This is a genomic window from Bacillus sp. WC2507, assembly GCF_052656125.1.
Genome location: NZ_JBQXPN010000001.1, coordinates 3,679,288 through 3,691,943 on the forward strand (window position 1 = coordinate 3,679,288; position 12,656 = coordinate 3,691,943).

The 12,656-nt window shown below is 35.3% G+C and carries 14 protein-coding genes; 4 read left to right on the forward strand and 10 right to left on the reverse strand.

All coding sequences use genetic code 11. The features are described 5' to 3' along the window. Positions 1 to 56 precede the first annotated feature (56 nt). Entirely contained in the window at positions 57 to 1,064 is a 1,008-nt protein-coding gene (locus ACUN28_RS19510) for a DUF2628 domain-containing protein (RefSeq protein WP_080118010.1), read from the reverse strand. A gap of 7 nt (positions 1,065 to 1,071) precedes the next feature. Beyond that, positions 1,072 to 1,524 (reverse strand): methylated-DNA--[protein]-cysteine S-methyltransferase, encoded by a 453-nt coding sequence (locus tag ACUN28_RS19515; RefSeq protein WP_016088237.1) that lies wholly within the window; start codon positions 1,522 to 1,524, stop codon positions 1,072 to 1,074. Positions 1,525 to 1,657: 133 nt separating this feature from the next. On the opposite strand from ACUN28_RS19515, the gene namA reads away from it, so the two are divergent. Beyond that, positions 1,658 to 2,695 carry an NADPH dehydrogenase NamA gene (gene namA / locus ACUN28_RS19520; protein WP_016088238.1) on the forward strand — a complete coding sequence of 346 codons (1,038 nt, stop codon included), beginning with the start codon at positions 1,658 to 1,660 and terminating at the stop codon, positions 2,693 to 2,695. 29 nt (positions 2,696 to 2,724) lie between these two features. On the opposite strand, the gene ACUN28_RS19525 is transcribed toward namA, so the two are convergent. Continuing rightward, complete coding sequence (locus tag ACUN28_RS19525; protein ID WP_016088239.1) at positions 2,725 to 3,384, reverse strand: oxidoreductase; 660 nt, start codon at positions 3,382 to 3,384, stop codon at positions 2,725 to 2,727. Positions 3,385 to 3,499: 115 nt separating this feature from the next. Beyond that, positions 3,500 to 3,649, reverse strand: a complete 150-nt coding sequence (locus ACUN28_RS19530) for a hypothetical protein (protein ID WP_016088240.1) — start codon at positions 3,647 to 3,649, stop codon at positions 3,500 to 3,502. A gap of 267 nt (positions 3,650 to 3,916) precedes the next feature. On the opposite strand from ACUN28_RS19530, the gene ACUN28_RS19535 reads away from it, so the two are divergent. Together ACUN28_RS19535 and ACUN28_RS19540 are read left to right on the forward strand one after the other, a co-directional pair. Then, a complete protein-coding gene (locus tag ACUN28_RS19535) occupies positions 3,917 to 4,867 on the forward strand; it encodes a metal ABC transporter substrate-binding protein (protein ID WP_016088241.1) in 951 nt (316 codons plus the stop codon). Between the two features lie 130 nt (positions 4,868 to 4,997). Then, positions 4,998 to 5,468: a GNAT family N-acetyltransferase gene (locus ACUN28_RS19540; RefSeq protein WP_016088242.1), complete on the forward strand. Its 471-nt coding sequence runs from the start codon at positions 4,998 to 5,000 to the stop codon at positions 5,466 to 5,468. A 14-nt stretch (positions 5,469 to 5,482) separates the two neighbouring features. On the opposite strand, the gene ACUN28_RS19545 is transcribed toward ACUN28_RS19540, so the two are convergent. From ACUN28_RS19545 to ACUN28_RS19560, 4 genes are all read right to left on the reverse strand, one after another. Beyond that, the gene (locus ACUN28_RS19545) at positions 5,483 to 6,229 is read right to left on the reverse strand and encodes a VOC family protein (RefSeq protein WP_016088243.1); all 747 of its coding nucleotides are present in this window, start codon (positions 6,227 to 6,229) and stop codon (positions 5,483 to 5,485) included. Positions 6,230 to 6,247: 18 nt separating this feature from the next. Beyond that, positions 6,248 to 6,772 (reverse strand): PadR family transcriptional regulator, encoded by a 525-nt coding sequence (locus tag ACUN28_RS19550; protein ID WP_016088244.1) that lies wholly within the window; start codon positions 6,770 to 6,772, stop codon positions 6,248 to 6,250. Positions 6,773 to 6,878: 106 nt separating this feature from the next. Further along, positions 6,879 to 8,347 (reverse strand): IS1182 family transposase gene (locus tag ACUN28_RS19555; protein WP_445423411.1). Its coding sequence is split into 2 segments (ribosomal slippage): positions 6,879 to 7,786 and positions 7,786 to 8,347, totalling 1,470 coding nucleotides; the frame shifts between segments, so codons are not numbered across the junction. 124 nt (positions 8,348 to 8,471) lie between these two features. Further along, positions 8,472 to 9,422, reverse strand: coding sequence for a CobW family GTP-binding protein (locus ACUN28_RS19560; protein ID WP_016088245.1), 951 nt, complete (start codon positions 9,420 to 9,422; stop codon positions 8,472 to 8,474). Positions 9,423 to 9,588: 166 nt separating this feature from the next. Here ACUN28_RS19560 and ACUN28_RS19565 point away from each other — a divergent pair, with 166 nt between their 5' ends. After that, positions 9,589 to 10,491 carry an aldo/keto reductase gene (locus ACUN28_RS19565; RefSeq protein WP_016088246.1) on the forward strand — a complete coding sequence of 301 codons (903 nt, stop codon included), beginning with the start codon at positions 9,589 to 9,591 and terminating at the stop codon, positions 10,489 to 10,491. A 24-nt stretch (positions 10,492 to 10,515) separates the two neighbouring features. Here the strand turns inward: ACUN28_RS19565 and ACUN28_RS19570 are convergent, their stop codons facing one another. Both ACUN28_RS19570 and ACUN28_RS19575 read right to left on the reverse strand, forming a co-directional pair. Continuing rightward, positions 10,516 to 11,100, reverse strand: a complete 585-nt coding sequence (locus ACUN28_RS19570) for a GNAT family N-acetyltransferase (RefSeq protein ID WP_016088247.1) — start codon at positions 11,098 to 11,100, stop codon at positions 10,516 to 10,518. Positions 11,101 to 11,184: 84 nt separating this feature from the next. Continuing rightward, entirely contained in the window at positions 11,185 to 12,648 is a 1,464-nt protein-coding gene (locus ACUN28_RS19575; RefSeq protein ID WP_016088248.1) for a flavin monoamine oxidase family protein, read from the reverse strand. Positions 12,649 to 12,656: the final 8 nt, after the last annotated feature.

The following is a 12,656-nucleotide window of genomic DNA, read 5'->3' on the forward strand; positions in this document are numbered from 1 at the left end:
ATGTATAAATGAAAGCCAGTATAATATATATTATTATACAAAAGATTCAGATTATTTCAAATACTATTTTTGTACACTAAAAAAAGAAGTGGATAGAGAGCCCTTCTATCCACTTCTTTTTCTTTTACTTGTAATCCATCCTCTATATCAAATGGGTTTTGAACTTTAAATATTTCGTCCATTATCTTCAAAAATTCTTCCTCATTTTTAGATTCTCCATTAATCATAAGTGAGTACGGCTCAATCTCACCTAATTTATAATCAACAACAAATTGGATTGTCACCTTTTTCCTTGGCATATCAGGACTATATCCTTCGAATTCTACCAATTCTAATCCTTCCGTTCCACGATAATATACCCAACCTGGATTTCTAAAGTAACTTTCAAACGATTCACCAATGGAAAAGAACGGATATTCATAAAGCGAGCTTGTACGAACTTTTTGAATAATATCTCGATCAGTCGGGAAAAAGAAATGGCTGAAAAAAATACTAGCAATCGCTAAAATCGTAACGATTGTCGCTCCTACTTTACTCGTTCCACCACTATCACGAATGAGATAGTTTTCAACCGATGCATCTTGAATTCCCCGTGCTTTTATTCGATATATACGTCTTTCTGCAAATTGATAATATAATCCATTTGCAAAAATCCCCATCCCAAACAGAATAAAAATGAGTAACAGAAACGTAAGAGGCACCATATTAATGATTGGTAATGCTACGTTGAAGCCCATATAATAAGAAAATGCATCACACGCTACTAATAACAGTAAAAATAAAGCTGCAGGTAAATAGTACTTACGATATCCAAGCCAACCCACATTGAAAATAGCAGCCCAACCATTCCAGCTCCACCTAGCAATCCGTTTATCCTCAAGCTCCCATTTCCTTTTGTAATACGGATATTGTCTCCCTACATATACTTCTAACTCTTTGTCGATTAACGAGCTTCCATCGCCTTGTTCATTATGCAAAGTCCGCTGGCAACTTTCACAATTCAACTGATTTCCATCGCAAAGTTGCCCACAATTTATACAGTTCAAAACAATCCCTCTTCCCATCCATACGTCATTTCAAAATACCTTCGTGTTTTAATAACCACTCTTTCCTCCATAAACCACCCGCATATCCAACAAGCTTCCCGCTTTTCCCTATTACACGATGACACGGAACGATAATTGAAATCGGATTACGACTATTTGCTCCTCCTATCGCACGTACAGCTTTCGTATTTCCGACCTTCTCTGCAATATCTAAATATGAAGCACTTACGCCATAAGGAATAGTATAGAGCGCATCCCATACATTCTTTTGAAATGATGTTCCCTCAGCAGACAGCGGGACCGTGAACTCTTTTCTTTTCCCCTTAAAATATTCATCTAGCTCATTTATACATTGATCTATCATTTCATTTTTATGTTCTTCTTTTCTCTCATCAACAAATATAACAGACGTAATTCCATTATCATTCGCTGTAATTTCCAGCAAGCCTAATTCACTTTCATAATAAGCCTGGTACATATGTCATCCTCCAATTCAATTCATATTAGTTATTGTAACACGAATAGACAAAATTTTTCGTATAAGCGTTTTATTAGAGAAATAAAAAAGAGAATGCTACAATGTAAGAAAATTCAATCAAGGAGGCTTTTTGATGAATTCCAAACTTTTTTCACCTTATACAATTAAGGACGTTACGCTAAAAAACCGTATCGTTATGTCACCTATGTGCATGTATTCATCAGAGAATGAGGATGGCCAAGTAACGAATTTCCATCTCATTCATTATGGAACAAGAGCTGCCGGTCAAGTTGGTTTAGTAATGATTGAAGCAACAGCCGTGTTACCTGAAGGGCGAATTTCTAATAAAGACTTAGGTATTTGGGATGACTGTCTAATTGAAGGCTTACATAAAACGACAAGTTTTATACATGATAACGGTGCAAAAGCAGCCATTCAACTCGCTCACGCCGGAAGAAAAGCTGAATTAGAAACAAGTGCTTTTGCTCCATCAGCAATTCCGTTTAATGAAACTATGAAAATACCATTAGAAATGAGTATTCAGCAAATAAAAAATACCATATTAGCTTTTCAGAAGGCTGCAATACGATCTAAACAAGCTGGATTTGATGTTATTGAAATACATGGTGCCCACGGTTATCTTATAAATGAATTTCTTTCTCCACTTTCTAATAAACGAACTGATGAATATGGGGGCTCATCTGAAAATCGCTATCGTTTCTTACGTGAAATCATTGACTCGATAAATGAAGTTTGGAACGGACCGTTATTTGTTCGAATTTCAGCAAATGATTATCATCCTAATGGGTTAACAGTTCAAGATTACGTTCAGTATACAAAATGGATGAAAGAACAAGGGGTAGATTTAATCGATTGTAGTTCTGGAGCTGTTGTACCGGCACACATCGATGTATATCCCGGGTATCAAGTACAATACGCTAAACGTATTAAAGAGCATGCTAACATTGCAACTGGTGCAGTTGGATTGATTACGACTGGGTCTCAAGCAGAACAAATTTTAAATAATAATGAAGCAGATTTAATTTTTATCGGACGTGAGTTACTTCGCAATCCATACTTTCCAAGAATAGCCGCCAATGAACTTGGCTTTGAGTTACAAGAACCGTATCAATACAAGAGAGCACCGGGGAAAATCATTACAAATAAATAAAACCGAGAAGTGATTCTTCTCGGTTTTATTTATTCTATCGTTGTAATTTCATTTGAATTATAAATATGGATACCCGATTCTTCTCGCAATGCAGTTATATACATTCCTTTCGCCACATCTTTAGCTGAAATAGGTTTATACTTTTTGAAAGCCCCTTTAAATATAAAAGGAATAATACGAGATAACTTTTCAGCCATTCGTTCACCGAAACGAAATTCTTGTCGATTCCCTACTAATAAAGATGGCCTAAAGATGTGAATACCACCAATGACTAACTTTTGTAATTCCTCTTCCATTTTCCCTTTGACTTGTGAATAAAAGAAAAACGATTTAGGATTTGCTCCCATTGAGGACACAACAAGGAAGTTTTGCACCCCTTGTTTCTCAGCTAAACAAGCAGCTCGTAACGTATATTCATAATCTACTTTTTTGAAATTCACCTTTGTTTTTGCTTTTTTGATTGTTGTTCCTAGACAACTAAATACGTCATCTACAGCAAAAAACTCTTTATATTCCTCTAGCATCGAAAAATCTATTTGCTTTTGCTGTAACTTTTCATGTTGCCATTGCATTGGTTCTCTTACAAAAATAGTAACCGAATCGTAGTAATCTGATTCAAGTAATAGACGCGTTATCTCTTGTCCAACTAAACCACTTGCACCAAGTACTAACGCTGTTCGCTTATTCATATATGCATATACCTCTTATTTTACTTTTCTCTCCTTCAGTAAAATACAACTTTTAGGAGTTTCCTTCTCTCATTTTACCACAAGTAAAGCACTATGCGTACGCATAGTGCTTTACTCACTCTTTTTTCTCATCTTTCTCACGTAATTTTGTTACTGTTGATGCGTCTCCTAAATTACTTATTAATCTTCTTAAAAAAATTAAAACAAATGATAATGGCAATACTACCGCTAATATCAAGAATATAGATTCCATTAAGTAACCCAAACACTCATCCCCCCCTACACCCTCCTTTCATATATATGAACACGGCGTTGTCACATATGCATGTATTCGCAAAAATAACACATCTATATTTGACAACTTTATTACAAAATCAAATCGGAATGATTATTATTTATTGCAACTTTATAAAAGATGTATTATACTAAGTTCGCAAACTAAAACGTAATTATTCCGTTTTGTATTAAAATGATATTTTTCTTCTATAATTGGGGAAAATATATCCGTAAAAAAAGAAAAGAGGAGAACTTCATGCCTAAAAGATTGACTATATTTTCATTCTTACTTATTTTCACTTTAATTTTTACTGGCTGCTCAAATAAAAAAGAAGGTAATGCCAAGAAAGACGGAAAGCTAACTGTTTATACAACTATTTTTCCTCTTGCAGATTTCGCAAAAAAAATTGGTGGCGACTATGTAACTGTTGAAGCGATTTACCCACCTGGTGCCGATTCTCATACATTTGAACCAAGTCAAAAACAAACAGTACAAGTTGCAAAAGCCGATTTATTCGTTTACAACGGCGCTGAATTAGAACCATTTGCTGAAAAAATGGAAAAAGCATTACAAAAAGAAAATGTTAAAATTGTAAATGCATCAAAAGGTATCGAACTGCGTACTTCTACTGAAGAAGAGCATCATGATCACGGAGACGGCCATAAAGAGGACGAACATCATCACGATAAAGACCCACACATTTGGTTAGACCCTACTCTAGCAATGAAACAGGCAGAAAAAATTAAAAATGCACTTGTAGAGTTACAACCTGACCATAAACAAGAGTTCGAAAAAAACTTCGCAGCACTTCAAACGAAATTCACTGATTTAGATGATCAATTTAAAGCAGCTGTAGCAAATGCGAAAACGAAAGAAATTTTAGTTTCTCACGCCGCTTATGGATACTGGGAACAGCGCTATGGCTTAAAACAAATCCCTATCGCTGGTATTTCAGCTTCTGATGAACCATCTCAAAAACAACTTGCTGACATTACAAAAACAGTAAAAGAACATAATCTAAAATATATTTTATTTGAAACATTCTCTACGCCAAAAGTCGCATCCGTTATTCAAAAAGAAACGGGTACAAAAGTTTTACGCTTAAATCATCTTGCTACTATTTCTGAAGATGATGCGAAGAGCAATAAAGATTACTTCACTTTAATGGAAGAAAACGTAAACACATTGAAAGAAGCTACGAACTAATCAAATTTTTAAAAGAAGCTGACCATTCAGCTTCTTTTTTGTTTGTTCTTACTTGACTTGACCGAAATAACAAGTAAAATTATCCATATTAGCTTTTAGGCTATATTAATTTAGAAGGTGAGTTGGAATTATGGCTCTTCACATTTGTGAAGTAACAGCAAAAAATTGGCGTTCAGTAGCTGCCTTAAACGTCGCGAAAGACCAGCAGCAATTTATTGAAAGCAATGCGTTTTCTTTAGCAGAATCATTATATGAAGGAAACGGAACGTCAGTAGGTTTATATGATGGAGAAACACTTGTAGGGTATGCAATGTATGGATGGTATTGGGAAAAACGTAAAAGCGTATGGTTAGATCGATTTATGATTGACCAACAATATCAAGGAAAAGGATACGCAAAACGTTTCCTTCGCATACTCATTCAATTTTTACAAGATAAATTTGAATGTAAAATAATTTATTTAAGTTTACATCCAGAAAACAAACTCGCAATGGGACTATACGAGTCATTTGGCTTCCGCTTAAATGGCGATATTGATGACGAAGGCCCAGTTGTAGGTGTTGTAATGGAGTTACTATTAGATGAACATACAAGCCTGTGAAAACAGGCTTTTTATTATTTATTTATCAATGTCACATTTTCTATATCTAATTTCTTCTCCCTATTTGCTTCGCTTTTACAATCTAGTATTACCTCTGTAAAATGCTCATTCGATTGAATTAAATGAATTACTTGATTGTTTAAATGGATTATTATTTCACCTCCCTCATTTGTAACATCTGAAAATAGACAACTAATTATTTCTCTATCTTCTTTTGTTATTTCTCCATATAGCTTTACCGCAATTATTCCTAAAATGCCCTGTTCCACACTATTGGGATACATATATTTCTCCATATATTCTCTGCTCTTTTGATCATCCATTTGTTGTAGAAAGAATTGAAACGGCATCCCCTTCATAGGCTGTATGTATGCATTTTTCCACGGCATAGTTTTCTTAAACAAATTAAAAAACCACTTATATTGTAATGGTTCTGGTTTTGTAATTTCAATTCCACCTTCTATCATTTTTTCATACACTTTATCTATATTTTCAACATCAATCGCTAGTCCGATTAACCCTCGATGGCCAGCATAATATTTCTGAACCCACTCTTGTACCCAGCCACCACCATCTTTTGTTTTTACTCTTACTAATTCTAAATATTCTTTTCCAATCCATACGTTAGATACTTTAAAGCCTTTCGTTCCCTTTCCCCATTTCGGAGCATATGGAAGTCCGATAGAATGTACGTTTTTTATCATTTCCTTATTTTCTTGTATCTCTTTATTTACATTTACAACAAGATGATCAATTTTCATATTCTTCCCACCATATTTTTATTTTTTTAATAGCTTTTCTAACTTATGAATAAATCGAAGTTGCATCTCACATTGTTCATACATATTTTCGAAAATAAGTTTCACATACTCTGGTGCATGATCTTTCAGTCTTTCTCCTTCCCTCATTTCTTCATAAGTAGCTAATATTTCTCTTTTTTGTTCATCTAAAGCTTCTAAAATCTCTTCTCTCATACCCTTTTCTTCTGAAAGAAAAGTTAATGCTGTATATAAATGTTTCGGAAACACAACTGATGACTTTTGAAACGACTCCTTTAATAGTCTTTTAAATTCTTGACTTCCCTTTTCTGTAATACAATATATCGTTTTTGAACGTCTACCAGTCATTTCAATTGCTTTTACTTGAATTAATTCCTCATTTGTCATTTTTTTTAACGCGTGATAAATAGAAGCCGGGAACACCTCTGCCCATTTACTACTTTGCACCATATGTAGAGCCTGCTGTATTTCATAACCAGATAGCGACTCCCTTTTAGTAAGCAATCCAAGAATCATTAAACGCACCTTTTATCCCCCTACCCTAATAAAATACTAAATGTTTAGTATTTTTAGAATACTTTACTACAAATTCCAATTTTAGTAAACAAATAAGCCTGCAATATACGCAGGCTTATTTCCAGAGTGTTGGGAAACCCTTTAGGGTTCCCAACGCTCTGGAATCTTTTTTGATTTTAGCGAATGAAAAAACCATAAAATAATAGAATTTAGAAAAATAGCCCTCCACCAGACCCTTTTTGGTCAGGTGGAGGGCTATTTTTTTCATGTTTTGACAAGCTGCGGTGAGATAAGCCTGCATTTGGACAGACTTCAGTCCCCGAAACCGAGCATATCGATAGCCATGGAGTTCTTTGGCGTCCGCAAAGCTTCGCTCTATAGTTGAACAGCGTACTTTATACAACTTTTTCCCTGTAGCTGTTAGTTTGTTTTTTCTAGCGATATCCTTATATTTCTCCCATATATGATGAGTGATAACTTTTTGTTTTTGTTTCTTTGAAAAGCACACCTCACGTAACGGACAAACAGCGCAGTCTTCTGGATTCGATTTATATTGACGATATCCTTCGCGATCCGTTGTCGCATACTCTAAAATACATCCCATCGGACAAGCAAATGCATTCATTTCTTCTACATATTTAAATTGGCTTTTCGGTACTTCTTTATTTCTCTTTCCAAATCGGCGATACCCCATCACCATAAATATATTTCTTTCTGATAACTTCTTACAGATATAACCTGTAAAATAACCCGCATCAAGAGCGACAGCTTCCACTACAAATCCAAATTTATCAATTTGGGCTTGTAGACGTGCTAAATACGGCTCGGAATCTGCCGTATTTCCAGCCGTTATATAGGTATCTGTAATGATATTGTACTTCGCATCAGTCGTACGATGATCTAAGAAATGAAAACCGTTCGGTTTTCCATCTCTCATTAAAAATCCACTATCTGGATCCGTAGTACTTATACGAGTTTTTTTAGTAGGGGTATCACTTTCCTTTCTAGGTTTTAATTCTTTTTTCCGTGTCCCTCACGATCTTCGATTACCGCAGCTTCTAGTTCATCTATATAAAACTTTGCCTTTTCTTTTTTATATTTATGTACAAATTTATTTTTATTAGCATTGGCCTTAATATGTGTAGAATCTGTCATCAGCGCACGTCCTCCCACCATCCGGTGCTCCGTCGCTTGCCTCACAATCTCATCAAAAATTTCTTCAAAAATATTTGTATGAATAAAACGGGTACGACGATTCCAACTAATTGTAGAATGATCTGGGATAGTATCTGATAGAGAAAACCCTAAAAACCAACGGTAGGCAATATTCGTTTTAATCTCCTTTTCTAATTGACGTTCAGAACGAATACCATAAAAATATCCAATAAACATCATCTTAAATAAAACAATAGGATGGATTGAGGGACGCCCATTATTTTCACAGTAATACGGGCGTAACTTCTCCTCAATAAAGTCAAAACTAATTGTCGCTTCAATTGCACGAAGGAAATGATCTTGCGGAACCAACTCTTCTACAGAAACAGATACACGCTCATCACGATGATTTTTTAAAGCACCCATCATAAAAAATCGCTCCTTTTCCTCTTTTTTATCAGTGTTGACACATAAAAAGAGGTTCAGACACAAAAATAGGCTGTAGAGAAGACTTTCTCCACAGCCTGCAAATAAGCCTGCAATATACGCAGGCTTATTTCACACACTCTTCAAAATGTTCTTGGAACCATTCTTTATTAATATCTTTTCCGATAAACACAACTTCACTTACTCGTTCTTCGCCCTCTTGCCACTCTCTATCATATGATGCAGCAAACAGTGTATGTACACCTTGGAAAACGATACGTTTATCTACTCCACCAATCGATAAAATTCCTTTGTAGCGATATAAATACTCCCCTAGCTCTTGAACGACAGCTGACATCCACTCATTTAGTTTTTGTAAATCTAACGGTCGCTCTTCGCGTAGTACAAACGACTTTACGCCTTCTAGATGATTATGCTCTTTATGAGGATAAATTTGTAACGTATCTTTCGTTTTAAACGTTTGAATTTGTAGTAACGATGGAATATCTACATCACAGTTAGTCGCCTCGATTAACTTTGCAGTTGGGTTAATACCTTGCAGTTCCTGCAATAGATTTTCCTTTTCACTTTCATCCACTAAATCTAATTTATTTACTAAAACGACATCAGCAAATGCAATTTGTTCCTTTGCTTCTAGTCCTTTTTCAAAATGTTTATGTATATGGTAACTATCTACTACTGTTACAACACCGTTAATTTGGTATGCAGATTGAATCACAGGATCTAAAAAGAATGTTTGAATAATCGGACCTGGATTTGCAAGACCAGTCGTTTCAATTACTAATCCATCAAAATCCATTTCCCCTTCTGCTTTTACGTCCAATAATTGTTTTAAAGCAACAAGTAAATCTTCCCGTACAGTACAGCATAGACAACCGTTTGTCATTTCCATAATTTCTTCTTCCACATTCATAATCAACTGATTATCGATACCAATTTGCCCTATTTCATTTACAATTACCGCTAATTTCTTACCGTGATTCTCTGTTAAAATACGATTTAATAATGTTGTTTTCCCAGATCCAAGAAAACCAGTTAATATTGTTACTGGAATCATTTCCTACATCTCCTTATACCTATTATGTTTCTACATTATAGCATATAGAGAAAATCGTTTTTGTAGCAAAACATATTTATTGTATGTACGACACTGAAACTATATAATAATATGTAGCAAGAAAGCCTTTTCAAAACATTACTCATTCATCAAGGGGGCACTTATAATGGAACGAGTTCAAATGGCCGAAAAGCTAGAATTTTCTCGGATTATTCAAGGTTTTTGGCGTTTAGCAGAATGGAATATGACGAAACAAGAATTACTTTCTTTTATTGAAGAATGCATGGATATGGGGATTACTACTTTCGATCACGCTGATATTTATGGCGGTTATACGTGTGAAGGACTGTTCGGAGAGGCATTACAATTAAAGCCTTCCTTACGTGAAAACATGCAAATCATCACAAAATGTGGAATCGCTCCCCCATCACCAAAATTTCCAGAGCGATATGTTGCGCACTACAATACAAGTGCTGAACATATAATAAAAAGCGCGGAAGACTCATTACAAAACTTACATACAGATTATATTGATGTACTTCTCATTCATCGCCCTGATCCATTTATGGATCCAAATGAAGTAGCAGAAGCGTTCTCACGCTTAAAGCAAGAAGGAAAAGTCCGTCACTTCGGTGTATCTAACTTTTTACCGTCACAGTTTAATATGCTAAATTCCTATTTGGATTTCCCGCTCATTACAAATCAAATTGAAGTATCTGCGATGCAGCTTGAGCATTTTGAAAAAGGGACAATTGATTTATGCCAAGAAAAACGAATCAATCCTATGATATGGTCGCCTCTTGCTGGCGGAGAAATCTTTACTGGTCAATCAGAACGTGCCGTACGTGTACGTGAAACTTTACAGAAGGTTGCTACTGAACTAGGTGTTACTAGCATCGATACAGTTATGTATGCTTGGCTGCTTGCTCATCCAGCTAACATGATGCCAATCGTTGGATCTGGTAAATTAGATCGTGTTAAAACAGCCGCTCTTGCTACAAAAGTTAATTTAGATCGTCAACAATGGTTTACAATTTTCGAAAGCTCTAATGGACATCCTGTACCATAATACACAAAAAGAAGAGCTGTTGCTTTACAGCTCTTCTTTTTCATATGTATTTCTAGTCATGGCAAATACACACATATCCCTTAATCCATTTCCATCTACCGCTACACTCGCACTTTCTAATGTACCTTCTAACTTAAAGCCTAATTTCTCAGGTATCGCTCTACTCTTCTTATTTAAAGAATCACATCGAATTTCTACGCGGTTTGCTTTCAGCTCAGAAAAAGCATAATCCGTTATACCCTTTGCAGCCTCTACCATATAGCCCTTTCCACTAAACCTTGAATCAATCCAATACCCAATTTCAAATTGAGGTATATCCCAATTAATACGATGCAATCCAGCTGATGCAATAAATTCACCGGTTTCTTTCGAAAAAACTAGTAATCTTAAATCCTCACGCTGCAAAAATTGAATATGCGATTTTCTAATGCTCACTTCTACTTCTTCCTCTGTTTGCTCTTTTTGTGCAAAAACCATCCACGGTCTTAATTCTTGCATAGAAGCTTGAATTGCATCGTATACAACTTTACCGTCACCTGGTTTCGGCATTCGAATAAATAGCCTTTCAGTATAAAATTCAGAAGGAAAATCGAATAATAACGGATTCACTTTCAACACCCCTTTTAATTCTTTTATATATAATAATATCCATCTCAAACTATACAGTAAAGAAATTTCTGAATTTTACACATTTTAATCATTTACCTCTACCGCTACACGAACTCCAGATTCAATTGCACCTTGTATCCATCCGTGATATAAAGTTGTATGATCACCTGCAAAGTATAATCTCCCCTCTGGCTTTATAATTACTGGTTGTAGTTCGGATTCTTGACCTGCCTGAAATAGCGCAAATCCTCCAAGTGCATATGGATCCAATGTCCAACTTTTTGATACTCCAGACATGAACTCATCATATACTTGACCACCTAATATTGTTGCCAAGTTGTGTAATGTGTAATAAATACGATCTCCCTTCGATAACCCATCCCATAACAACGCATCATAAGACCATGTATAGCTGCCTAGCATCATAGCAGGTCCTTTTTCTCCAATTCCGTGACTTGGATAATAGGCGTAACGAATTGGCAAATCCGTTATAATCCTGCCACCTAACTGTCCTTGTTCTTCCCAAAATCGACTTTTAAATTGAATTCCTATTTTCGTTGCTGGCATATAATGCAATTCACGAATTGCTTTCCATTTTTCATGAGATATAGAATCAAATGGATCTACTTCCACAAAACGCATTGTCGAAAATGGAATTGTAATAATAATTAAATCCCCTGTAATACTACTATACTCAAAAGTTTCCTCGTTTCGATAAAAAGCTGTCACACCGTTATCATGTTGATGTAGCTTCATTAATTTTTGATTATATATAATATTTTCTTCTAATTGTGGTAAGAAAGACTTTGGTAATCTATCATTTCCGCCTACTATTTCACAAAATCCACTCTCCTCCTGCATAATGTATAAAAAGCGTAGTGTCTCAACAAATGACCTTTCCAAAAAACCTTCTAAATCTAATAGAACACCGATCATCTCAATTGTTACTGGCGAGAAATACGTATTATATTGATAAGGATGATACTTTAAAAATTGTCCTGTAGAGTATCTCCCAAAATCCTTTACTACAACATCCCAATTTTTCTCTGGGTTCTTTTTTATAAAATTTATAATGGGCTGTACCGCTAACAATAATAGCTCTTCAGACGTTTTCCCGACCTCATTCATTTCTACAGGATACTTTAATATACTTGGATCTTTTTCGTATTGTTTTAATGTCGTTTTTCGGCCATTTACGTAAATAATATCAGTCTCATTCCTATTAATAAACGGGCTCACCTGTAGCCCAAATTTTCTTATATATGCCATCGTTAATGTGTGCGAATACGGCATTCTCATTGCCCCAACATCTAAATATAATCCGGTATCTTCCATTCTAACCGTCTCTATGCGGCCACCTACCCGGTTGTTTGCTTCAAAAATTTTCACATCATGTCCTGCATCTTTTAATAAAGATGCCGAAACCAACCCAGCCATACCGGCCCCTACTACTATAATTTGTTTCGAACGTGTCGTCTTCTTTAACCCTTTATTTATAACTTTCAACACTTCATCCATCTCAGTGTTATACATTATATCTTTCTGCACAATTCCAC

Bases quoted from the DNA above. Each gene is read 5' to 3' on its own strand.
- ACUN28_RS19510 (WP_080118010.1), bottom strand. From the start codon at position 1,064: ATGGGAAGAGGGATTGTTTTGAACTGTATAAATTGTGGGCAACTTTGC.
- ACUN28_RS19515 (WP_016088237.1), bottom strand. From the start codon at position 1,524: ATGTACCAGGCTTATTATGAAAGTGAATTAGGCTTGCTGGAAATTACA.
- namA (WP_016088238.1), top strand. From the start codon at position 1,658: ATGAATTCCAAACTTTTTTCACCTTATACAATTAAGGACGTTACGCTA.
- ACUN28_RS19525 (WP_016088239.1), bottom strand. From the start codon at position 3,384: ATGAATAAGCGAACAGCGTTAGTACTTGGTGCAAGTGGTTTAGTTGGA.
- ACUN28_RS19535 (WP_016088241.1), top strand. From the start codon at position 3,917: ATGCCTAAAAGATTGACTATATTTTCATTCTTACTTATTTTCACTTTA.
- ACUN28_RS19540 (WP_016088242.1), top strand. From the start codon at position 4,998: ATGGCTCTTCACATTTGTGAAGTAACAGCAAAAAATTGGCGTTCAGTA.
- ACUN28_RS19545 (WP_016088243.1), bottom strand. From the start codon at position 6,229: ATGAAAATTGATCATCTTGTTGTAAATGTAAATAAAGAGATACAAGAA.
- ACUN28_RS19560 (WP_016088245.1), bottom strand. From the start codon at position 9,422: ATGATTCCAGTAACAATATTAACTGGTTTTCTTGGATCTGGGAAAACA.
- ACUN28_RS19565 (WP_016088246.1), top strand. From the start codon at position 9,589: ATGGAACGAGTTCAAATGGCCGAAAAGCTAGAATTTTCTCGGATTATT.